Origin of the sequence: Aquimarina aquimarini (assembly GCF_900299535.1) — a bacterium.
GTDB lineage: Bacteria > Bacteroidota > Bacteroidia > Flavobacteriales > Flavobacteriaceae > Aquimarina > Aquimarina aquimarini.
In genome coordinates this window covers 133,698-154,997 of the sequence record NZ_OMKE01000006.1, presented here as the reverse complement: position 1 = coordinate 154,997, position 21,300 = coordinate 133,698, and the positions used below count along the sequence as shown (strand labels likewise).

Annotated in this window: 23 protein-coding genes and 1 tRNA gene; 13 read left to right on the top strand and 11 right to left on the bottom strand. The window is 32.0% G+C overall.

Annotated features, from left to right (window positions below; all coding sequences use genetic code 11):
* Positions 1–30: 30 nt before the first annotated feature.
* The 8 genes from DG508_RS02240 to DG508_RS02205 form a co-directional block, all read right to left on the bottom strand.
* Positions 31–666, bottom strand: coding sequence for a transglutaminase-like domain-containing protein (locus DG508_RS02240; protein ID WP_108866584.1), 636 nt, complete (start codon positions 664–666; stop codon positions 31–33).
* A 189-nt stretch (positions 667–855) separates the two neighbouring features.
* On the bottom strand, positions 856–1,455 hold the full coding sequence (locus tag DG508_RS02235) for a GNAT family N-acetyltransferase (RefSeq protein ID WP_108866598.1): 600 nt from the start codon (positions 1,453–1,455) through the stop codon (positions 856–858).
* The gene (locus DG508_RS02230) at positions 1,455–2,432 is read right to left on the bottom strand and encodes a dipeptidase (protein WP_108866583.1); all 978 of its coding nucleotides are present in this window, start codon (positions 2,430–2,432) and stop codon (positions 1,455–1,457) included. Before DG508_RS02230 ends, DG508_RS02235 begins: the two co-directional genes overlap by 1 nt.
* Before the next feature lie 132 nt (positions 2,433–2,564).
* A complete protein-coding gene (locus tag DG508_RS02225; RefSeq protein WP_159090614.1) occupies positions 2,565–3,023 on the bottom strand; it encodes a DMP19 family protein in 459 nt (152 codons plus the stop codon).
* Between the two features lie 105 nt (positions 3,024–3,128).
* Positions 3,129–3,698, bottom strand: a complete 570-nt coding sequence (locus DG508_RS02220; RefSeq protein WP_159090612.1) for a hypothetical protein — start codon at positions 3,696–3,698, stop codon at positions 3,129–3,131.
* Between the two features lie 372 nt (positions 3,699–4,070).
* Positions 4,071–4,508, bottom strand: coding sequence for a retropepsin-like aspartic protease family protein (locus DG508_RS02215; protein WP_103867072.1), 438 nt, complete (start codon positions 4,506–4,508; stop codon positions 4,071–4,073).
* The gene (locus DG508_RS02210) at positions 4,505–7,114 is read right to left on the bottom strand and encodes a CHAT domain-containing protein (protein ID WP_159090610.1); all 2,610 of its coding nucleotides are present in this window, start codon (positions 7,112–7,114) and stop codon (positions 4,505–4,507) included. The genes DG508_RS02215 and DG508_RS02210 overlap by 4 nt, the downstream gene beginning before the upstream one ends.
* Complete coding sequence (locus tag DG508_RS02205) at positions 7,095–9,083, bottom strand: PKD domain-containing protein (protein ID WP_108866579.1); 1,989 nt, start codon at positions 9,081–9,083, stop codon at positions 7,095–7,097. Before DG508_RS02205 ends, DG508_RS02210 begins: the two co-directional genes overlap by 20 nt.
* Positions 9,084–9,315: 232 nt before the next feature.
* Between DG508_RS02205 and DG508_RS02200 the strand changes: the two genes are divergently transcribed.
* The 13 genes from DG508_RS02200 to DG508_RS02140 all read left to right on the top strand — a co-directional run bounded on the left by DG508_RS02200 (position 9,316) and on the right by DG508_RS02140 (position 18,136).
* Positions 9,316–9,903: an RNA polymerase sigma factor gene (locus DG508_RS02200; protein ID WP_108866578.1), complete on the top strand. Its 588-nt coding sequence runs from the start codon at positions 9,316–9,318 to the stop codon at positions 9,901–9,903.
* A complete protein-coding gene (locus DG508_RS02195; protein WP_108866577.1) occupies positions 9,900–10,640 on the top strand; it encodes a tetratricopeptide repeat protein in 741 nt (246 codons plus the stop codon). Before DG508_RS02200 ends, DG508_RS02195 begins: the two co-directional genes overlap by 4 nt.
* Positions 10,641–10,752: 112 nt before the next feature.
* Positions 10,753–11,040, top strand: a complete 288-nt coding sequence (locus DG508_RS02190; RefSeq protein ID WP_108866597.1) for a hypothetical protein — start codon at positions 10,753–10,755, stop codon at positions 11,038–11,040.
* 83 nt (positions 11,041–11,123) lie between these two features.
* Positions 11,124–11,912: a TatD family hydrolase gene (locus DG508_RS02185; RefSeq protein ID WP_108866576.1), complete on the top strand. Its 789-nt coding sequence runs from the start codon at positions 11,124–11,126 to the stop codon at positions 11,910–11,912.
* A gap of 38 nt (positions 11,913–11,950) precedes the next feature.
* Complete coding sequence (locus DG508_RS02180) at positions 11,951–12,985, top strand: asparaginase (RefSeq protein ID WP_108866575.1); 1,035 nt, start codon at positions 11,951–11,953, stop codon at positions 12,983–12,985.
* A gap of 67 nt (positions 12,986–13,052) precedes the next feature.
* Positions 13,053–13,140, top strand: a tRNA-Ser gene (locus DG508_RS02175).
* A gap of 82 nt (positions 13,141–13,222) precedes the next feature.
* Complete coding sequence (locus DG508_RS02170) at positions 13,223–14,032, top strand: MotA/TolQ/ExbB proton channel family protein (RefSeq protein ID WP_108866574.1); 810 nt, start codon at positions 13,223–13,225, stop codon at positions 14,030–14,032.
* A gap of 100 nt (positions 14,033–14,132) precedes the next feature.
* Positions 14,133–14,627 carry a hypothetical protein gene (locus tag DG508_RS02165; RefSeq protein WP_108866573.1) on the top strand — a complete coding sequence of 165 codons (495 nt, stop codon included), beginning with the start codon at positions 14,133–14,135 and terminating at the stop codon, positions 14,625–14,627.
* A 4-nt stretch (positions 14,628–14,631) separates the two neighbouring features.
* Entirely contained in the window at positions 14,632–15,240 is a 609-nt protein-coding gene (locus DG508_RS02160; RefSeq protein ID WP_108866572.1) for an ExbD/TolR family protein, read from the top strand.
* A gap of 21 nt (positions 15,241–15,261) precedes the next feature.
* Positions 15,262–15,744 carry an ExbD/TolR family protein gene (locus DG508_RS02155; RefSeq protein ID WP_108866571.1) on the top strand — a complete coding sequence of 161 codons (483 nt, stop codon included), beginning with the start codon at positions 15,262–15,264 and terminating at the stop codon, positions 15,742–15,744.
* A 443-nt stretch (positions 15,745–16,187) separates the two neighbouring features.
* Entirely contained in the window at positions 16,188–16,796 is a 609-nt protein-coding gene (locus tag DG508_RS02150; RefSeq protein ID WP_108866570.1) for an ExbD/TolR family protein, read from the top strand.
* 17 nt (positions 16,797–16,813) lie between these two features.
* Positions 16,814–17,299, top strand: coding sequence for an ExbD/TolR family protein (locus tag DG508_RS02145; RefSeq protein WP_108866569.1), 486 nt, complete (start codon positions 16,814–16,816; stop codon positions 17,297–17,299).
* Between the two features lie 198 nt (positions 17,300–17,497).
* Positions 17,498–18,136, top strand: coding sequence for a porin family protein (locus tag DG508_RS02140; protein ID WP_328515265.1), 639 nt, complete (start codon positions 17,498–17,500; stop codon positions 18,134–18,136).
* A gap of 2 nt (positions 18,137–18,138) precedes the next feature.
* Here DG508_RS02140 and DG508_RS02135 read toward each other — a convergent pair whose 3' ends face one another.
* The 3 genes from DG508_RS02135 to DG508_RS02125 all read right to left on the bottom strand — a co-directional run bounded on the left by DG508_RS02135 (position 18,139) and on the right by DG508_RS02125 (position 21,260).
* Positions 18,139–18,744, bottom strand: a complete 606-nt coding sequence (locus tag DG508_RS02135) for a hypothetical protein (protein WP_234418157.1) — start codon at positions 18,742–18,744, stop codon at positions 18,139–18,141.
* On the bottom strand, positions 18,744–20,204 hold the full coding sequence (gene rpoN / locus DG508_RS02130; protein WP_108866567.1) for an RNA polymerase factor sigma-54: 1,461 nt from the start codon (positions 20,202–20,204) through the stop codon (positions 18,744–18,746). The genes DG508_RS02135 and rpoN overlap by 1 nt, the downstream gene beginning before the upstream one ends.
* Before the next feature lie 417 nt (positions 20,205–20,621).
* Positions 20,622–21,260 (bottom strand): response regulator transcription factor, encoded by a 639-nt coding sequence (locus DG508_RS02125; RefSeq protein ID WP_103866948.1) that lies wholly within the window; start codon positions 21,258–21,260, stop codon positions 20,622–20,624.
* Positions 21,261–21,300: the final 40 nt, after the last annotated feature.

The following is a 21,300-nucleotide window of genomic DNA, read 5'->3' as shown; positions in this document are numbered from 1 at the left end:
TAGGCTACAGGATTAGTGGCTGGTTTCTGTTTATAATTTAAATTCGGTAATATTTTCTTTGGTGTCAAATATATGTGGATAATGTTCTTTTGCATTATTTATCATAAACTCTAAAGGTACATCTTCAAAATGGCCATAGTCATCAAGATATTCCATAAAAAGATTTCCTTTATTGTTAAACTCTTGTAAAAAAGAATTGTTTTCTCCGTCAAACTCTAAAGGAGAAACATTACATATTTTGCACATTGACTTGTTGAAAGCAGGAGATAATTTGAGCCATTTGTCATTTAAATAGACATTTACCATTCCGTGCGGTGTTAGTACATTTGTCCCAAATTTTTCTGTTAATCTTTCTACTCCGATATGATTTTTTACTTTTCCCAGATGAAGTCTTGAAGGTATATGTACAGCACGAAGGCAAGCAATCAAAAGGATAGATTTTTCTACGCAATGTCCTTTTGTTTTTTTTGCAATAGTACTTGCCTTAAAATTCTCTTTTGAAAAGCTTAGGTTATAAGGGTCGTATCTCCAAGAATCTCGAACTTTTAAATACAAACGTATGGTCTTTTCTTTTTGAGAGATAGCCTCCGTTTTAAATTCAGTTATAAGTTGTTGAATTTCGTCACTTTCATAATCAAAATAATATGTAGATGTTAAATAATCCATTTGAACTTTTTTTTCTGTTCTACTATTTTTTTTGTGCTTGTGGCTTTTTAAAATTAAACCTAATACCTTAGTGCAATAATCGAAGCTTGCTGATAGGTGACTATGATTTTATTATATAGTGTGCCCAGCATGGGATATCTTTTATTTGTCTAAGAATATTTACCTAAGATAAATAATTCATCTACACGATTAGTAGCTAGCTTCTATTTTATCGTTTAATTTTTTTCTTTCAGAACTGATCCATTCATTTTTTAAAATACTTAAAACAATACTATCCCTTCTTGTTCCGTCTGGTTTATACATATTACTTCTCAAAATTCCTTCTTCTTTACATCCTAAACTTTTGATAGCGTTTATACTTCTAGTGTTATTTTTATCAGCACGAAATTGAATCCTTTCCATTAGTAACTCTTCAAAAGCAAACTTAAACAATAAGTATTTGCAGTTTTTATTAAGCCCAGTACCTTGAAAACTTTTGCCATACCAAGTATATCCAATAGAGCAAGTTTTATGAACAGAATTAATATCATAAATTCTGGTGCTTCCAGCATAAGTTTGATTTTGTTTGTCAAAAACACTAAAAGCATAAGAAATTCCATTTTCCCTTTCAGTTATTACTTTTGTTATGTAGGTAGTTAACTTTTTTTCAGAATTAAGTTTGTTTAATGTGTAATTCCATAAGTCAGGTTCGTTAATGGCAATATTAGCTAGCTTACTGATATCTTCTATTACCAAAGGTTTTAATAATACTCTTGAATTCTCTAAATAATATTCTTTTTGTAAATTCATTATTTCCATTGTCTCATTAAGAAATTAGTCACGTTTTTGTAGCAAATGTTATCACATATTTCAGTGCCGAACTTTTCTTTAACTATAGTGCTTATTTCTTGATAACAGCTTGCATTCTCATGCTCTTTAAAGAAAAATGGTATTCTTGATTTGTCAGGATGATTTTTATGATAAAAATAATCTGCACCATAACATATCGCTTTTTGAGCACCAAATTCTATTCCGTATTCAATATGCTTTTGAAGCATTTTAGGTTTTTCGTTATGAACAAAAGCTCTCAAAAAATTAACACCGATTAATCCTTTTTTATTTATTATTTCTTGTGCAATTTCATTTGGTAGATTACGTGGATGGTCAAAAATAGATCTGTAATTTGAATGACTTGCAATAATTGAAACGTTTACATTTTGTTTTGTAATATAGTTTAAGATATCATGCGCTAGATTGTCACTTGTATGTGAAAAATCAATAGCGATATTTTTATTGTCTAGATAATCTATTAAGGCTTTTCCATCGTTTTTTAAACCAGTAGAAGTATAGTTTCCACCACCAAATCTATTTTCTGAATGATGTGTTAAACCTATGTAAAAAAGGTTACCAACATTGTTTCTGATTTTTTCAAGAGTATCAAAACCTTCTCTAAGTGTAGTGTTCTCATCACAAAAAGCTGATGCATTTTCGATAGCGGCCAACATTCCGATATTTTCACTGTTATTTAAGTTTTTTAGATGTCGTTTTTGTAAAGTATATAGTCGTTCTTCTTTTAAACTTAAATTATGAAAAATTTCACTTTGCTCAATACCTATTTTATGACTATTTGATTGTGTGGGTGCAAAAATAGCCATTACTTGTAATTTGACATTTCCTTCTTTAAGGTAAGGGATAGAGCAGCCTAAATCTATGTCGTCAATACTAGAATTAGGTTTTGTCAAATGAATTAATAAATCACAATGAATATCTATTATTGTTTTTTTCATATAGTTTGGTTTGCTATTAACGGTTGGTTATGAATAGTACAGGGTAGAAAAGCTATGGATTTTCATGTCGATTTTGCAAATAGATTATTTTTAACTAATCACCTAATCTGCTATATATAGTTTTGTAACACGTTAATTTTTAAATTCAGTTTTATTTTTAATCACAAACGCAATTAATAATTCGGTCAAGTCATCTTGATATTCATAAAATTCCGAATCGCATTTGTTCCAGTTTTCTTCAGCTTTTTCTTTAATCTGCGCCAATTTGTTTTGCCTTTCGTTTCTGTCTTTTGGAACCATTCCGTTTTTAAATTCAGAATTAGCTTTTTTTATAATTTCCGCTGTTTTTTTCGCGCCAATTTCTAAAAGAGCATTTGACGTTTCTTGACTAAAAGCCCCACTTGAGTTGAAATAGAATTGATTAAATCCTCCATTATTTATTTCATATTCTAAATTTTCTACGAAAAGAAAAGTTTGTTGCACAGGATTCAGTTTCTCAATTTTTTCACCATATCCAGACTTTTTATTCAGATAAGAGTTAATTTCCATAACAATTATATCTCGTCTTTGAATTTTTAATATTTTTTCCAAATCAAATTTCGTTTGGGCATTTGTATTGGTAGAGAGTAATGAAGATATAAATAATAGCAGTTTTTTCAAAGTATCGATAATGTGTTAGAAGGTGTTTTTAAAACTTCACTTGCTTTTCAGTGCAGCGAGTATTATTGTTATTGAAATTCCAATAGTAGAACTAATAATATTTTTAATCAATAATTCCGTTTTATCCATTCCATAAAATAAGTTGCTAATTTTCTTTTTGTTCATTAATAATATAATTAGAAGTAAAAGTAAAAATTCAACTAGATTTATTGCTAGACTTTGATTGTCCGTTAATTCAGAAAAAGTTAATGAAAAAGTCAGGTTTGTAATCAAAAAATAAAAATACATTTGAATTAATACCCATCCCATTTTTCCATTAACAAAGATTCCGATTAAAGGAATTAGTAAAATTATAGTAGGTACGTAAAAATACATTCCTTTTAAAGCTTTTAAATAGTTTCTTAATCCACTTCCAGTTTCCGAAACAAAATTCCAATAAACTGAGGTTTCAATATTTCCGTGGATTAGCCTAAAAATAAATAAGGATAAGATCAACAGCTTTACTGTCAAAATCAGATAATTATTTCTTATATATTTTGAAATCAATTTCATAATGTGCTGTAACGTTAGACAGTCTGATGTTTGATAAAATGTAGTAGCCTGCATATAGAGGCTATTGATATTTTAGTCTTTGTTGTTACCAATTTTCACTTATTTATCTCTGAAATATTGTAAGATGAACCGCATCCCCGTTTTGTAATTAGAATAAAAATACTGTTATTTTTTATAAGATTTGTTACAGGGAACTATTTTAAAAAATTTATTAATAGGTATAAATAATTAGCCTCCCGTTATGTATTTTGATGTTCTTGAGTTCTAGAATCTATTAATTTAGACTCTATCTTTTAGTTAATTAGAGTATAGGGTGCTGGTGAAAAACTTCGGTATCCAGTGTTTGTTATTCGGTATTCCTTTAATTTTTACATTTAGTAATGAGAAAACCTCAGAATTTGGTATTCATAAAAATATCTTTTTGATTTACTTGAGGTACATACATTTTTTGTCGTAATCAATAACTGCTTTTCCTTTTTTTAAAATATCTGCACCGATGATGCCGTCTACTGGTTCTGCCTGATGGTTTATTAATGCAGTGTTAACATGAGTAAGATCGAATAATACGAGAGGAATCTTTTTTCTAGACCACTTTCCTATCTGAATTGTGTTTTTCTTTGATAATTGTGTGAGCATGTCTGTTGCACCAGCTCCTGCTGCTTTTACATCACTATCTTGAGTAAATAATGAAAATTTTTCTACTGCTTCAAATCCCACACACGAGTTGGATGCTCCTGTGTCTACAATAAAATTGCCTTCGATACCATTTAGTACTGCTTTGACTTCAAAATGACTTGTCTTGGTAACAACCAATCTGATTCTATTGTATTCTTTTTGAACTAAAAATTTACGGAGTGTACTCATGTTTTGTTTTGAAGAAACTTTGGTAAAAATAGTATAATTAATATGAATAAAACAATACCGATTATATACCACAGATAGTTTGGTGGGTTATCGGGGTTTATTTTACCATAATATACAAATGAAGCCCAGTGATAGGGGGATTTTTTTATGTTTGAGATGCCTTCTGCATCTAGGTATTCTAGTTTTGCCCGATGTAGTGCTGTTGATGTGGAAATAGAAGAATTTAGATTTTTATAAAAATTATCCATTAATACAGAGGTGGTTTTATCATTTACTTTCCATAGCGAAAAAAGTAAGTTTTCTACTCCTGCATATTGAAACCCTCTAGCGATACTGATAGGACCTTCGCCCTTTGCTATTTTACCAACACCTGTGTCACAAGCGCTCAATACAATGAGATCTGTGTCTAATTGTAATGCATAAAGTTGGTTAACCAGTACATTTTGATCTCTAAATTGTATAGATGCAGGTTTAGAAAAATCTCCTGAGGCGGCATGTGTAGATAAGTGAATAATGGAATGATCTTTTGTTTTTTCAAGAAAATGAGCGTAGGTAGCTTGTTCTTTTTCTAGAAACTCTCCGTTGTAGAGTTGTTTTAGTGATTTGCTTTCTGATAAAGAAAAAGATAATTCTAGGGGTGTATTCTCAAAGACGGGGAATATGCCTAGCACTGTTTTGTTTGGATTGTTTGTAGAAACAGATGTCAGATATTTATTTGCCGAAATAGCATAGCTTACTTTGATTGATTTTACTAAAAAAGGCATTTTAGCAAAATTTATAGTAGTCGTATTTTTTTGTAATAAGGATTCAAAAGGAACAAAAGACAAAGGTCCATCAGGAATGATGAGTAGTTTTTTTGTGTTTACGGGAATTTGTAATGCGCAGAACGTTTGATATGCATTTTTTGTAAACTCAGAGACCTTATTTGTAATGGTTGAAGCAGTATCAAAATAATGAATATACTTCTTAATGGTTTTCTTGAAAAGTGCTACGTTTTTTATTTTTTTGATGCTAAAAAAATCAGCGGCGATTTCAAATTGATACACATTTTTATCGCCATAAAAATATTCGATCAAAGTAGTATGGTCTTTTTTTAGTTTTTTTTGAAGAGCAACAACAGATAGCAGCTTTTTTGTAGCAAGTATATCAGGGTACTTATGATGTAAATTTTTTATGGTTTCCTGAAGGGCTATTGTTTTTATATTGTAAGATGTCTCCCATTTTTGAATATGAGAAATGTTTGCATCTCTTCCTTTTAGTTTTTCTTTTATAAGTAGGGTTTTATAATATATAAGCTCTTTATAAAGAAGAGTTTTTGCTGTTACCAAAGAGTCATTTTTATAATTTGATAGTACTTTTTTTGATAACATTGCCTTACTTGCTATAGAGGCTTTGGTATTCTCTGCGGCTTGTAATGCTTGCCAGCCATATTTTTCTTCTTTTGTATATTGATATAAAGAAAAGAGAAGATCTATATATGTTTCTGTTCTGTTACGATTTTGGCCATGTTGAATAATTCTGGTATCCTGTAATGGGTAGAGGGCGTTGAGTTTATAATTTACTAGAAAAGCCAAGTCAATGGCTATTATTGCTTTGAGTGGTTGTTTTGTTTGTTGGTATATATGTGCCTGTATGTCTAGAGTTTGTAGTAATACCTTGTCTGCAATGAGTTGCTCTGCATCAGGTAGTTTATTTTTTTTTGTGTATCGCGGTAGGAGAGCGGTGTAAATGTCATAGATGTTTTTCTGTGCCTCTGTAAATTTGGATTGAGATAATAGTAGGTCAATATAGACCAATTGCCATTTAGCAATATCTCTTGGTGTGGTGGTAGTGTCTTTTTGTAATTGCAATTTTGCTTTGAGAATATAATCTCTGGCTTTCAGAAAATTGTTTTTTTCTAGGGCAGTAGCAGCAAGTATTTGGTATGCATTTACTTGATTGCTGTCTATAGCAATTACTTTTTTTGCGTAGCTTTTGGCTTTGTTATAATTGCCAGTATTAAGATAGTTTGTAGCTATATTGGTGAGTAAATTAAGGTTTTTAGGATCGATAGTAAGACCTTTATTGAGTAACTCAATTGATTTTGAATATGTTGCTAGATTGTTGTAAACTATAGAAAGATTGGTGATTGCAGAGAGTATCTTGGGGATGTTTTCTGATTGTTCTGCTAGATATAAGTAATTTTTGATAGTGATTTCTGCTTTAGGTAAATCTCCTGTTCTTATGTAGATGTTGCCAAGAGGTTGTAAACAGTTTTCTATGATATCATAATTTGTTACGTTTCTTTTGTGATAGGTTGTCCAGGCTTTTTCATAATGAAAAATAGCATTCTGGGTGTTGCCAAATTTGTTGTGGTAATATCCGAGGTTACAATGAGTGATAACCCAAGCCACAAATTCTGTTTGAGTAGTGAGCTGGTTTTCTTTTGCTAAAATTTTTGAACTCAGCTCTAGAAGAGTAGTGTTTGTTGGCTCTTGCAAAAAATGATCCAGTTGATCGTACAGAAATTTAGAGGTTGTGGTCTCTTTTTGAGCGACTAATGTGTGGGAACTACCAATTACAAAAATAGATAGCCAGAGGTAGGTTTTAAAATTTCCAAATCCCATAGCACTGAATTTGAGAAGTTGGGGAGTCGAAATTATATACATATCGAATTCCTAGACTGGGGCCAAGTCTTACGGTTCCAAAATTGAGCCCTACAAAAATACCTGTTTGCAGATTGGTAAAATCCTCTTTGATCTCTTTTGCTTCTTGAGTATCTATATCTTGATTTCTGATGATTTCCACCCCAGGACCATTTCTAAATACCATAAAGCCTTCTCCTGTTGTGTTTTGGGTGTTTTTACTTGTGATATCAGCTTTTAACTGTATGCCTGCGCCCATTGCAAAAAAGGTATTGATATTATATCGGTATGAGGCAGGAATCGCATAGATAGAAATATTATTATAAGAATTAGACTCAGAATATCTAATTAAGTTCTCTGTACCATTTGCCTGAATGGTGCTAGTCTCAAAATTTCGCAATTGATCATACGATGATGCCGATGCCATTAATTCTGCTTGATAATATCCTCTGTATGATTTGAAAGGGGATATTGTGGCGCCAACAAAATATTCTTTTTGATTATCGAGTGTGGGTATTATTATATACCCAGCTTTTGTGCCTATAGAGATACCTGGCATAAAACGTGTTGTCGCATAATTGGTGATAATAGGGTCATTTTTATCAAAATAGATCGCAGTACGGCTCTTGGTCTTTTTTTTATGAAATTTTTTACCAAATTTCATAGAGTAGCGCACATATCCCTTGGTAGAGTCTATCTCTGATACATTTTTTTGTTGGCTCCCAGGAAGATAGATTCTATTGAATTGAAAAATAATTTTATCCTTTTTTAGGATCGTATCCAGACAACTATAGTTGACTTCTTTTTCTTTTGGGCAAATGGGGCATTCAGGATACATGCCTTCGATTTGTAGGGTAGATTTATCAAACATTTCGGGAGTATCTACTTCTAGTTTTATAGTGTTGGCTGGTCCCTCACCATTATTTTGAAAGCGAACTCTGAATTTTAAACGTTTGAATCGTACAAGTCTATAGTTCATCAACCAACCGTTGGAGGACATTTTGTTTGGATCATGAGAGGTAACAATCTCCATTTCTGTATCCTTTACGGTATGATTGTCATAATTGACATCAGGTACATAGATACTTCGTAAAGTAACAATAGCACTGGTGTCTTTTATCATTTCTGGAGTGGTTTTTAGAGTTCTGAAAATAGTACGCTCTTCATTGGGCTTCATGTTATCAAATGATATTACTTGATAATTGCGGTATAGTGCTTTAGATTCTTCTAGAGTAAGTGGCAGGTTCTTTCTTTTGGTAGTGTCTTGTGCAAATAATGTTCTGTTATGTAAGATGCTGTTTAAAGAAGAGGCCAATAAGGTATGGTCATCATTCTCTGAACGTGTTTGTGATATGGCCTGCATAGGAATAATACGCTCATTATGATGCATTCTGGTATCTTCTATGGTAAAATTATCATTCTTGAATTGAGTATCATTATAAAAAAGGTATAATTTTCCGTTAGAAACATAATTATTGGTGTTTTTATAACTAGTGATAAATACCATTTCCTGATCTGGAATAGGCTCTCGATTTCGTTTTAAGATTAAATTCTCTTCTTCTTCAAAAGGAGAATTTGGTGCAATAGAAGCTTCATCATTATCAGTTGTTATAGTTACAGATTTGGGACGACTTGCAGGAGGTTTGCCATTGTCATAATTATTAGTTGCCCAAAGTCTGGTAGTATAAGTTCCAGATGAGGTGTATTGATGCTCGGGATTTTCTTTGAAACTATAGTTCCCGTCTCCGTATTCCCAAAAATAGGTGTAAAATGCTTTTGGAGCCCCTGCAATCTGATTTAAAGGAGGCATTTTGGCGGTGTATTTTACTTGAGGGCCATTAATCTCATAAGATATAGGAGCAACTCTAGGTATGGTGTCATTTGTGAGGATTTGGGCAAAACTCAAACAAGGTAGAAATATACTGCAATACAAGACTATAAGTTCTCTCATAATTCGTGATTAGTGGTTACTAAATATAAGTAAAAAGATAAATTATCAATCTGATGAAAAATATTCCGGAAGAATAACCTCCTGGAATATGAGCTGAAATTTGCTGTAACCCCCATTACCTAATTAGCATATTTCAGATTTTACCTTTTATACTATTATATCAATAGCTTTGATCTTTTGTTACCCCGTTATCATAAAACTTTTATAAATTAGAGACTTCTATAAATTACTTATGGCAAATACCAAGATACATGCTGATCAGAAATATATTGAAGCTCTTTTGAGAAATGACCCTCTTGTGTTGACTGAGATGTATAAAAAATTTGCACCAAAAGTTATTGGGTACATAAAAAAGAATAGCGGTGATGAGTCTGTAGCTCAGGATATAATTCAAGAAGTTTTGATTACAATTTATAAGCAAGCAAAAGAAAAAGGGTTACAGCTTACCTGTCCGTTTGATGCTTATTTCTTTTTACTTTGTAAGCGTAGATGGCTAAATGAACTAAAAAAAAATACAGATACTTTGGTAACAATTAATGAAGAGATTGTATCTATAAGTGATGAGAGTATTCATTTTGTAGAAGAGACAGAGATTTTTAATGCTAAACATAAGCTTTATAGTGAGATGTTTGATGAATTAGGAAAAGCATGTAAAGAGTTGTTGAAAGCAAGTTTTACTATAAAATCAATGGAGGAGGTAGCTTCAAAATTGGGGCAATCTTATGGATATGTTCGTAAAAAGAAATCCTTGTGTATTGGCAAGTTGACGCAGCTTATTCAAAGCTCTCCTAAGTTCAATCAAATAAAGAAATTGTTATGACCCAAGAAGAGAAATATGAGTTGTTTGATCGGTATTGTAGCAAAGAACTTTCTAGTGCTCAAGAAGAAATACTAATTAAAATGGTTAAAGAGGATGATGCTCTTGCAAAAGAGTTTGCGCTTTATCAAGAATTAAATTCTCATCTTGAAGCACGTTTTGTTTCGGAACAAGAAAAAGAAACGTTAGAAAATAATTTAAAAGAAATTGGGAATTCTTATTTTACTAAGAAACGCATTTCAAAAGAAACCAAGGTGATAAAAATACCTGTATGGGCATATGGCGCTGTAGCAAGTATAGTGCTAATTTTTGGAGTGTACTTTTTTAATCAAAGTGATCCTGTTTATAGTGATTATGCAAATGTTCCTGAGTTGTCAATTTCAGAACGAGGGAGTACAGAAGAAGATGGTAAAAAGGCTGAACACGCATTTAATTCAGAAGACTATGTTAAGGCTGAAGAATATCTGTTAGTGCTGTTGTCAAAAGATAAAGAGAATACAGCATATCAGTTTTATTATGGGATATCACTATTAGAGCAAGGTAAATATTCAAGAGCAACTCAGGCCTTTGAAGGGATATATAAAAACAATTCTTCGTATAAATACAAAGCATTATGGTTTGAAGCATTAAACCAGTTGAAACAAAAAAAATATGATCAATGTGTTGTATTGCTTAAAGGTATACCTAAAGATGCTGAAGATTATAATCAAGCCCAAAAACTAATACATAAATTGAAATAATCATTTTTAATCAATAAAATAGTATTCATGTTTTTTGTGATTAAATGGGTATATCTTGTAATTTTTAATTGATTGTAACTACTAAATTCTCATAGATAATAAAATAATGTATATGAGAATCGAGAATAAAATAAAGTATATAGAAAAAGAACAAATTCAATTTTTGCATTTTCCACATGAGGATGTGCTAAAAAATAAGAAAGATAAGCATGATAGGTGTAGGAAATTAAAAAGAGCAATGAGATTGGGTAATCTCGAACATTTAAAAGTAAAAATAACTTTTGCAGATGATAAGGGCCTCAAAAAAGTCGAGACTACAGTTTGGGGTATTACAGAAAAGTCTGTACTTCTTAAGCAATCTATGATTATTCCTCTAGAAAGAATAATTAGTATAAATTGAGTAAATAGTTCAATATAGGACATAACATATTTTGTTTGTGAAAAAATATAATACATGCACACAAAATTTAATATTTTTGCGGCATGATACTTACCGATACTCACACCCATATTTATAGTGATGCCTTTGATGAAGATCAGGCGGAAATGATGCAACGCGCAATAGATAATGGAGTACAACGTTTTTTTGTTCCTGCAATTGATTCTGCATATACCCAGTCTATGTATGCTATAGAATCAAAATATCCTGAGAATGTTTTTTTGATGATGGGGTTGCATCCTACACATGTAAAAGAAAATTATAAAGAAGAACTACTACATGTAGAAGAAGAATTAGAAAAACGTTTTGATGTAAAATCTGATAAAAAGTTTTATGCAATAGGGGAGATAGGTATTGATCTATATTGGGATACTACCTCATTAGAAATACAAAAAGAAGCTTTTTTGCATCAGATTCGATTAGCAAAAAAATATAAATTACCTATTGTAATACATTGTCGAGAAGCTTTTGATGAGGTTTTTGAAGTGTTGGAGTCAGAAAAGGGAGATGATTTGTTTGGGATTTTTCATTGTTTTACAGGAACTATAGAAGATGCTCATCGAGCTATAGGATATAATATGAAATTAGGTATAGGAGGTGTTGTTACTTTTAAGAATGGTAAGATAAATACCTTTTTAGATCAAATTTCACTAGATCATATTGTATTAGAAACAGATGCTCCATATCTTGCGCCTACACCATATAGAGGTAAACGTAATGAGAGCTCGTATCTAATTAATGTTCTCGAAAAACTTGTTGATATCTATCAAAAACCAATAGAAGAATTGGCTGCAATTACAACTCGTAATTCTAAAAATGTATTTGGGGTGTAAGTAAACTCAATGTGATTTAAATTTCGTTCATTTGCTGTATGGATATTTCACCAAACATACTACTTATATATACTGGGGGTACCATTGGGATGGTAAAGGATTTTAAAACTGGAGCCTTGGTTGCGTTTGATTTTGATGAACTGTTATTAAATATTCCAGAACTCAGACAATTGGATTGTAGTATAGATACAATTAGTTTTGAAAAACCTATTGATTCTTCAGATATGAATGTAGATCAATGGAGAGAGCTGGGGGGTATTATTAATGATGCCTATAATGACTATGATGGGTTTGTTGTTTTACATGGTAGTGATACTATGTCATATACAGCATCTGCAATTAGTTTTATGTTTGAGAATCTGGCAAAACCTATCATTTTTACAGGATCTCAATTGCCTATTGGAGACCTTAGAACAGATGCAAAAGAAAACCTGATAACTGCAGTGCAAATATCAGCATTACAAAAAAAAGGAAAACCAGTAATTACAGAAGTAGGTCTTTATTTTGAGTATAAATTGCTGAGAGCTAATAGAACCACAAAGGTAAATGCAGAACATTTTGAGGCATTTCAATCCCTTAATTATCCGTTTTTAGTAGAATCTGGAGTTCATCTAAAAATTAATAACACATATTTATTGCCTGTCAATAGACGAAAAAAAATGGTGTATCATACCCATTTTAATAACAATATTATTATTGTTAAGATGTTTCCTGGGATAAATGAGCATATTTTGAAGAGTATTTTTTCGTTAGAAACGATTGAAGGAGTCATTTTAGAAACATATGGGGCAGGTAATACAACCACAAAAAAGTGGTTTATTACTATGATTTCTGATCTTGTAAAAAAGAATATTCCTGTGATTAATGTAACTCAATGTATAGGAGGAAGTGTCGAAATGGGGAAATATGACACCAGTGTTGGTCTCAAAAAGGTGGGAGTTATCTCAGGAAAAGACATAACCACAGAGGCAGCTGTGGCAAAATTGATGTATTTGTTGGGTGAAAATTTACCGCTTAAGGTGCTCAAAACCATCTATGAAACTTCTATTCGAGGTGAAATCTCAGAAAATTAACGCCTCAAATTTCACACTTTAACATTTTTTTTGTTATTTGCCCATCCTTATTTTATAGGGAAAACTTAGAGAGGTGGCCGAGTGGTCGAAGGCGCACGCCTGGAAAGTGTGTATACGTCAAAAGCGTATCGAGGGTTCGAATCCCTTCCTCTCTGCATTATTATCAAATTTTTAATAGAATATATATTATTTTTATATCTTTAACCCTTTAACTAATTAAAATTAAGAATCAGCGCAATGAAAAGATTATTTTCTATTCTGGCAATCGCAGCAGTAATGACTTTTGGAAACTTACAAGCATCTACTGCACCTGCCCAGTTATTAACGGCAAATGTGCAATTATTAATTGCTCCTATAACTAATACAACAACAGCTCAAGAAGAAACGGTATCAGAGAAACCTTCTGAAGAAATATCATTTCATCAGAATCTCAAAAAACGTTTTATTCAAGGGGGACCTGTATTTATGGGTATCGTACTTATATGTTTGATTTTGGGTCTTGCGATCGCAATCGAAAGAATTATCTTTTTAAATCTTTCTACAACAAATACTAAGAAACTACAACAAAATGTAGAGGATGCTCTAAGTAGTGGTGGTGTTGAAGCGGCAAAAGAAGTTTGTAGAAATACAAAGGGACCTGTTGCATCAATATATTATCAAGGTCTTGAAAGAGCAGACGAAAGTATAGACGCAGCAGAAAAAGCAGTTGTGGCATACGGTGGTGTTCAAATGGGACAATTAGAGAAAAACGTATCATGGGTATCATTATTTATCGCTCTAGCTCCAATGCTTGGATTTATGGGTACGGTAATCGGGATGATTACAGCATTTGATAAAATTGAAGCAGCAGATGATATGCAGCCATCTCTTGTAGCAGGAGGTATTAAAGTTGCACTTCTTACAACTGTATTTGGTCTTATTGTTGCAATTATACTTCAAATATTTTATAACTATATCGTGGCTAAAATCGATAGAATTGTAAACGACATGGAAGATGCTTCTATTGCTTTAATCGATATTCTTGTAGATTACAAGAGAAAGAAATAATCGATGTCTAAAAAAATCTGAATTATAAGATTTTTTAGTTTACACTTTTATGTAATTCAAGGATTCGTGTAATGTGCGATCCAAATAAAAAAATAGTCACATGAAAATTTCAAAAATATTATCATATGTCGTAATGGCTATAGGTATTTTAGGAGCAGTTTTATTGTTCCTGATGAGTAATAGCTTTGACGATATTATGGAAAAATATGGTATTACAGAAACCAAAGACCTTGTTAGAGAAGGTGGTTCTGTAGAGATACTAAACGAAGCTACATCGCTAGTAACTCCATTATACACACTTACACTTGTTGTTTTTATAGGTATAGCAGTGGTTACATTGATTGCCGTTTTTTCTGCCTTAGCAAAAAATCCGTCTAGCCTTAAAAATACAGCAATAGGAATCGTAGCTTTCCTTGTTGTAGGACTTGTTGCTTATTTTATAGCAGAAGGAGTAGAAACACCATTAAGAGATGGAGAAATAATAACCGCAGGTGAATCCAAATGGGTAGGTGCTGGTTTATATACATTTTATTTCTTGGCTGCTACCGCAGTTGGATTAATGTTGTTCTCTGGAGTTAAAAAACTAATTAAGTAATAATATGGCAAGAAGAGCAGCACCAGAAGTAAATGCAGGATCTATGGCGGATATTGCCTTCTTACTTCTTATATTTTTCCTGGTTACTACCACTATCGAAACAGATACAGGTATTAGCCGTAAGCTTCCTCCGCCACAGGAGGAGGATGTAATTCCGCCAGTTCTTAAACAAAAGAATATTTTTGTTGTAGAGCTTAATAAGAATAACGATCTATTGGTAGAAGAATCTCCTATGGAGTTAAAAGATCTTCGAGAAGCTGCTATTAAGTTTTTGGATAACGGAGGTGGAGCAGGATCAGAGGCATGTAAGTACTGTCAAGGGTCTAGAGATCCTTCATCGTCTGATAATCCAACAAAAGCTGTAATTTCTTTAAATAACAACAGAGAAACTAATTATGCTACTTATATTGCAGTTCAGAATGAGCTGGTAGCAGCGTATACTACGTTGCGTAATAGAGAAGCACAACGTATTTACGGAAAAACTTTCGAACAAATGGAGAAAGATTTTGATGACGTAAATTTCTCTGGAAGCAAGACTAAGCTTAAAGAAGATATTAAGAAAATACAAGCTTTGTTCCCTGAAAAACTTTCAGAAGCAGAACCAAAAAAATAATAACATAAAAACAGAATTCTTATGTCTAAGTTTAAAAAGAAAAAGAGTGGTGAGTTACCTCCCGTTTCTACGGCGTCGTTACCAGATATTGTATTTATGTTATTGTTTTTCTTCATGGTTGCAACAGTAATGCGTAAGAATACATTAATGATAGATAACAAATTACCAGTTGCAGATCAAATAGAAAAATTAGATAAGAAAAACTTGGTAATGTATATTTATGCTGGTAAGCCTAGCTCAAGATACCGCTCTAGTGCAGGTAATCAGGCTAGAATACAGCTTAATGATAAGTTCGCTGATGTAAGTGAAGTCAAAGCGTTTGTTTTGGCTGAAAGAGCCGCTAGAAGAGAAGAGGAAATACCTTTTCTTATTACAGCCCTAAAAATAGATGGTAAAACTAATATGGGTCTAGTTGGTGATATTAAAAAAGAATTAAGAGAAGTTCAGGCATTAAAAATTAATTATACTACCAAGTCTGGTAGTGCTACTGATAACTTCAAATAATTTAATACCAGTATAGAAAATATCAAAATAGGATATTGTAAATCCTGTTCCTTTGTGGAGCAGGATTTTTTTTGTTTATCAAACAAACTTCCTCTAAGCTTGTAAAGACCTTGAATTTCTATATAATCTTAGGAGTATTAAAATCCCATTTAGTGTGTATAAAACCTAAAAATGGCATAACAATTGTTAAAATTTATAATACTAACTGTGATGTAATACCTCTTTTTGACTTTGGAATAGCAACTACATGCAATTTTTTTAGCACAATTGCCAAAACCAAAAGATGGTATGCTGTTCTATAGTATCAATATCTAGCCTTCCAAAAGTGATATTAAATACATAGATAAAATAGTTTCAATATATTTTCTTTCTACCTATTTCTTGTCACATGAATTCACAGTTTGCTGATTCTGTAAGTGAATTATTAATTAAATATATTTATTATGACAAGAAGATTAGCACCAAGTGTAAATGCAGGATCTATGGCAGATATTGCATTTTTATTACTCATCTTTTTTTTAGTTACTACAACTATAGAAACAGATCATGGTATTAGTAGAAAACTTCCACCTCTTATAGATGATGCTGAAAAGACTATTGTTAAAGAGAAGAATATTTTTAGGGTTGAACTAAATCAACATAATGAATTGTTGGTTGAAGGCGCTATAATGGATATAGGGGCACTGAAAAGGGCTGCTATAGCATTTTTGGATAATGGAGCTGGAGTAGGAGATTGGCAATGTAATTATTGTAAAGGCAATAAAGATGATCAATCCTCTGATCATCCTGATAAAGCGATAATATCCTTAGTAAATAATAGAGAAACTAATTATGGAACGTATGTAACTGTACAGAATGAACTGGTTGGCGCCTATACAGAGCTTCGTGATCGAGAAGCAAAACGATTATACGGTGTTTCTTTTAAAGAGATGAAAAACCTACTGAAAGATGCCAGTCATTCTAATCAGGTTTTGTTAAAGGAAAGGATCAAAAAAATTAAATCTATGTATCCTGAAAAGCTTTCAGAGGCAGAGCCAGTTCGTAATTATTAATCTAAATAGTTGTTATTATGTCAAAATTCAAAAATAAAAAACACACACAGTTGCCAGAAATTTCAACAGCATCATTACCTGATATTGTGTTTATGTTGTTGTTTTTCTTTATGGTGGCTACTGTTATGAGAAAAAATGTTCTTATAGTTGAAAATAAACTACCTCAGGCAGATCAAATTGAAAAATTAGATAACAAAAATCTAATTATGAATGTGTATGCTGGTAAGCCTAGTTCGAGATATAAAAATATTGGTTCAGAGGCTAGAATTCAATTGAATGATAAATTTGCAGATTTAAAGGATATAAAAGCGTTTATATTGGCAGAGAGAGCTGCAAAAAGGGATGCCTTGCATCCTTTTATGATTACTTCATTAAAAGTTGATGAAGATACTAGAATGGGGTTGGTGGGTGATATTAAAAAGGAATTGAAAAAAGTGAATGCACTCAAAATTAATTATGCAACCAAAAAAGGTAGTGTTGGTAATCATATCCCGAAGAAATAGTGAAAAACTGATCTGTTCAGTTATAAGTGTTGAGCCCTGCTTTTGTTGAGCAGGGTTTTTCTAATTTTGACTTGTTTTTATGAAGTTTTTCTTATTTCTGAATAAATAGATTTATTTTAGTAACCATATATGAAGAGTTTATTTTTATTTGTTTGTTTTTATTTGTTTGTGTTTCTTGGGTCGGCACAAGAAAACCTCTTGAATTCTACTGAGCCAGTGGCAGTAGATTCTCTGTATCGAGAAGATCAATTTTATGTTGGTGTAACGGTAAATTTATTACTCAATAAACCAAAGGATGTCAATCAGTCTGGATTTTCGGGAGGAATGCATTTAGGTTTTATTAGAGATATGCCTATCAATAAAAAGCGTAATGTTGCAATAGGGCTTGGTTTAGGATATTCTTTGAATGTATATAATCAGGATTTATTTATTGGTGAAGAAGAAGGAGAAGGAGGTAGTATATTTAGTACTCTAGATGGGATTGATTATAATACAAATAGATTTACTACTCACTTGATAGAAGCTCCTTTTGAACTTAGATGGCGTACTTCTACACCACAAACACATAAGTTTTATAGGATTTACACAGGAATTAAATTGGGATATATGAGTTCTTTTAATTCTAATTTTAGACAACGTGGTAATCAGGTAAAGCAAACAAAGGTTGATGAGCTGAATAGGTGGAGAGTGGGGACGACTTTTACTTTTGGATGGAATACCTTTAATTTTCATTTTTATTATAGCTTAAATCCATTGTTTAATAACAATGCAACGATTCAAGGGGAGCCCGTGGGATTGAATACCGTAAAAATAGGGCTGATGTTTTATATCTTGTAAGCTTATAACCAAAAATTGATTAGTGTAAGTTGTGGGATAACCCCGATCAAAAGGCCTAAAATAAGCTCTAGATTACTATGTGCTTTATAGTGTAATCTTGAAGAAGCAACCAATCCATTGGCAATCATCAATACGGCAATTAATATAGTTAAATTAAGCCCAAAGTGAATACTTATTGCTATTGTAAACATAGTGATCCCGCTAATACCAATCATATGTAGACTTGCTTTGATATTAAACAATGTCATAAAGATGGCGCTTAAAGATGAGAGTAGAATCCCTAAAAAGAAAAAATATAATTCAGGATAGTGATATACATCGATCACCATTTTTATCACTATAATCAGTAGGATTGATTGTAGTAATAGTGGTATTTTTCGTTGCTTTACAGTTTCTAAGTGTATAGAGGTTATGGTGCCAAGGTTTCTGAGTAAAAAGAATAATACTATAGGTATTAGAATAGTAAGGACAACGAGCCCAAAAATTTTGGCACGTATAATTTCGTCAGGGATGAATCTAGGGGCGGTATAAAAATAAATTATCGCACCGATAAGAGGCATCAATAGTGGGTGTAAAACATAAGAAGCACTTCGTAGAAAAAAATTCATTAAATTTTCTTTCGTAACCTGGCAACAGGAATATCTAATTGTTCTCTGTATTTGGCTACAGTTCTTCTGGCTATAGGATATCCTTTTTCTTTTAGAATTTTGGCAAGTTTCTCATCTGTGAGTGGTTTTTTCTTGTCTTCTTCACCTATAGTTATTTCCAGTATTTTCTTTATTTCTCGTGTAGAGACTTCTTCACCCTGATCATTGGTCATTGATTCAGAAAAGAATTCTTTGATAAGCTTTGTTCCGTAAGGGGTATCAACATACTTACTGTTTGCTACTCTAGAAACGGTACTTACATCCATGCCAATCTCGTCTGCAATGTCTTTTAGGATCATTGGTTTGAGGTTTCGTTCATCTCCACTAAGAAAATAACTTTTTTGATAGTGCATTATTGCACTCATGGTCACAAAAAGTGTTTGTTGTCTTTGTTTTACTGCCTCAATAAACCATTTTGCAGCATCAAGCTTTTGTTTGATAAATAAAACAGCATCTTTTTGAGACTTAGATTTCTCTTTACTGGCTTTGTATCCCTGAAGCATATTGTTGTACTCTCTAGATACGTGAAGCTCAGGTGCATTTCGCCCATTTAATGTTAGCTCTAGTTCGCCATCTATGATTCTAATTGTAAAATCAGGAACCACATGTTCTATCATACGGTTATTACCCGCATAGGCACCTCCTGGTTTAGGGTTTAGGTGCTCAATTTCATCAATAGCCTCTTTTAATTGGTCTTTGGTAACATCAAATTTTAATAAAAGCTTGTCGTAGTGTTTTTTGCTAAAATGATCAAAGGCTTTTTTTAATATCTCTGATGCTAATTTTATAGGAATCGTGATTTCTTTTCTGTCTAATTGAATCCAAAGGCACTCTTGTAAATTACGGGCACCTACACCAGCAGGATCTAGTTGATGTACTATTTGTAAAATACTTTCTATTTTATCTTCTGTAGTATATACATTTTGAGTAAATGCCAGATCATCGAGAATATCAGATAAGGATCTTCTTATATATCCACTTTCATCTACACTACCTACAAGAAATTCTGCGATTTCTCTTTCTTCTTCGTTAAGTCGATAGGTGTTTAATTGATTGACCAAGTGTTGGTGAAATGAAGTACCTGATGCATAAGGTACACTTTTTTCTTCATCATCACTACTGTAGTTGTTAGAGCTTAATCGATAACTTGGGATTTCATCATCACTTAGATATTCATCAACATTGATTTCGGTTTCTATTTTTTCTGTGCCGTAATCTTCTTCCTCAGTATTTTCATTGCTAAATGTATCTTCAAATTCATCTGCTTTGTCTTTGCCACTATCAAGTGCAGGGTTTTCTTCCATTTCCTGTTTTAGTCGTTGTTCAAATGCTTGCGTAGGCAATTGAATCAATTTCATCAACTGAATTTGTTGTGGAGAAAGTTTTTGAGAAAGCTTAAAATTTAGTTGTTGTTTTAGCATAAAAAATATCAATGTTCTTCTACTCACAAAAATAAACAAAAAACACTGTTTTTAGAGAAGTATAAGATGGTTAGTTTATTAAAAAAAATGCTGTAAAACCATAGTGTACTATGATTTTGCCTTTCGGTTTAATCAATAAACGGGCCAAAAGTAATTATAATATGTATAAAGGTAGTTTTTTGATTTTAAAAAAACTATAAAAAGAGTAGTGTTATGACTTATATGTATAACGAAGTGGTTTAAACTTTTTTCAATTCGCTGTAAAAATGCTCTTTTTCACTCAGTTTTTGTCTTTTTCTTATTCCGTAGCCCTGCTATGAAGTGTAAAAAACACTTCAATTGATCAAAAAATAACTATTTTTCGCCAGAATCAAAAAAGGTTAAATCACTTCAATTTGTATAAAGTGAACAAACATTTTATGGAACAAATAACTTGCTTTTAATAGCATAGATAACTAGGCCAGTTCTGTTTTTTAGATTTAGTTTTTCAAAAATAGAATCCCTATAGCCTTCTATTGTTTTTGGACTCAAACACATATCGCTGGCGATTTCTTTATATGTTTTTTCTGTACAGGCATGCTTTATAAATTCTATTTCACGGTCTTTGAGTACTACCGTGTTCTCTTCTTTTTGATTGAGAGATCCTATTAATAATTTGGTAACATTTTTGGTGTGATAAAAACCTGTTTCCTGCACTTGTATCAAGGCGTTTTCTAAAATGCTTTTCTCAGTATCTTTTAGTAAATATCCTTTTGCGCCTGCTCTTAGCATTTTTAAGATAGTACTTTCTTCTTCCTCTACAGATAGAGCCAGTACTTTGACTTGTGGGAACTCTTTGTTTAATATTGTGGTGGTCTCAATCCCATTCATAATAGGCATATTGATATCCATAAGAACAATATCAGGAATGTTTTTTGGATCTTTGAATCGAGTTAGTAATTCTTTTCCGTTTTTGCAGATATATAGAATTTTGAATTTAGCAAATGCATTTACAAGCCCCGATAATGCCTGAGATAGTAAAATATGATCTTCTACGATTACAACTGAGTATTTCATGCTGTTATTTTTTTCTGTGATATCAGATTTTGTAATGAAT

Coding starts and splice junctions, on each gene's coding strand:
- DG508_RS02240 (WP_108866584.1), bottom strand. CDS start 666: ATGGATTATTTAACATCTACATATTATTTTGATTATGAAAGTGACGAA.
- DG508_RS02235 (WP_108866598.1), bottom strand. CDS start 1,455: ATGAATTTACAAAAAGAATATTATTTAGAGAATTCAAGAGTATTATTA.
- DG508_RS02230 (WP_108866583.1), bottom strand. CDS start 2,432: ATGAAAAAAACAATAATAGATATTCATTGTGATTTATTAATTCATTTG.
- DG508_RS02220 (WP_159090612.1), bottom strand. CDS start 3,698: ATGCAGGCTACTACATTTTATCAAACATCAGACTGTCTAACGTTACAG.
- DG508_RS02215 (WP_103867072.1), bottom strand. CDS start 4,508: ATGAGTACACTCCGTAAATTTTTAGTTCAAAAAGAATACAATAGAATC.
- DG508_RS02210 (WP_159090610.1), bottom strand. CDS start 7,114: ATGGGATTTGGAAATTTTAAAACCTACCTCTGGCTATCTATTTTTGTA.
- DG508_RS02205 (WP_108866579.1), bottom strand. CDS start 9,083: ATGAGAGAACTTATAGTCTTGTATTGCAGTATATTTCTACCTTGTTTG.
- DG508_RS02200 (WP_108866578.1), top strand. CDS start 9,316: ATGGCAAATACCAAGATACATGCTGATCAGAAATATATTGAAGCTCTT.
- DG508_RS02195 (WP_108866577.1), top strand. CDS start 9,900: ATGACCCAAGAAGAGAAATATGAGTTGTTTGATCGGTATTGTAGCAAA.
- DG508_RS02190 (WP_108866597.1), top strand. CDS start 10,753: ATGAGAATCGAGAATAAAATAAAGTATATAGAAAAAGAACAAATTCAA.
- DG508_RS02185 (WP_108866576.1), top strand. CDS start 11,124: ATGATACTTACCGATACTCACACCCATATTTATAGTGATGCCTTTGAT.
- DG508_RS02180 (WP_108866575.1), top strand. CDS start 11,951: ATGGATATTTCACCAAACATACTACTTATATATACTGGGGGTACCATT.
- DG508_RS02170 (WP_108866574.1), top strand. CDS start 13,223: ATGAAAAGATTATTTTCTATTCTGGCAATCGCAGCAGTAATGACTTTT.
- DG508_RS02165 (WP_108866573.1), top strand. CDS start 14,133: ATGAAAATTTCAAAAATATTATCATATGTCGTAATGGCTATAGGTATT.
- DG508_RS02160 (WP_108866572.1), top strand. CDS start 14,632: ATGGCAAGAAGAGCAGCACCAGAAGTAAATGCAGGATCTATGGCGGAT.
- DG508_RS02155 (WP_108866571.1), top strand. CDS start 15,262: ATGTCTAAGTTTAAAAAGAAAAAGAGTGGTGAGTTACCTCCCGTTTCT.
- DG508_RS02150 (WP_108866570.1), top strand. CDS start 16,188: ATGACAAGAAGATTAGCACCAAGTGTAAATGCAGGATCTATGGCAGAT.
- DG508_RS02145 (WP_108866569.1), top strand. CDS start 16,814: ATGTCAAAATTCAAAAATAAAAAACACACACAGTTGCCAGAAATTTCA.
- DG508_RS02135 (WP_234418157.1), bottom strand. CDS start 18,744: ATGAATTTTTTTCTACGAAGTGCTTCTTATGTTTTACACCCACTATTG.
- rpoN (WP_108866567.1), bottom strand. CDS start 20,204: ATGCTAAAACAACAACTAAATTTTAAGCTTTCTCAAAAACTTTCTCCA.
- DG508_RS02125 (WP_103866948.1), bottom strand. CDS start 21,260: ATGAAATACTCAGTTGTAATCGTAGAAGATCATATTTTACTATCTCAG.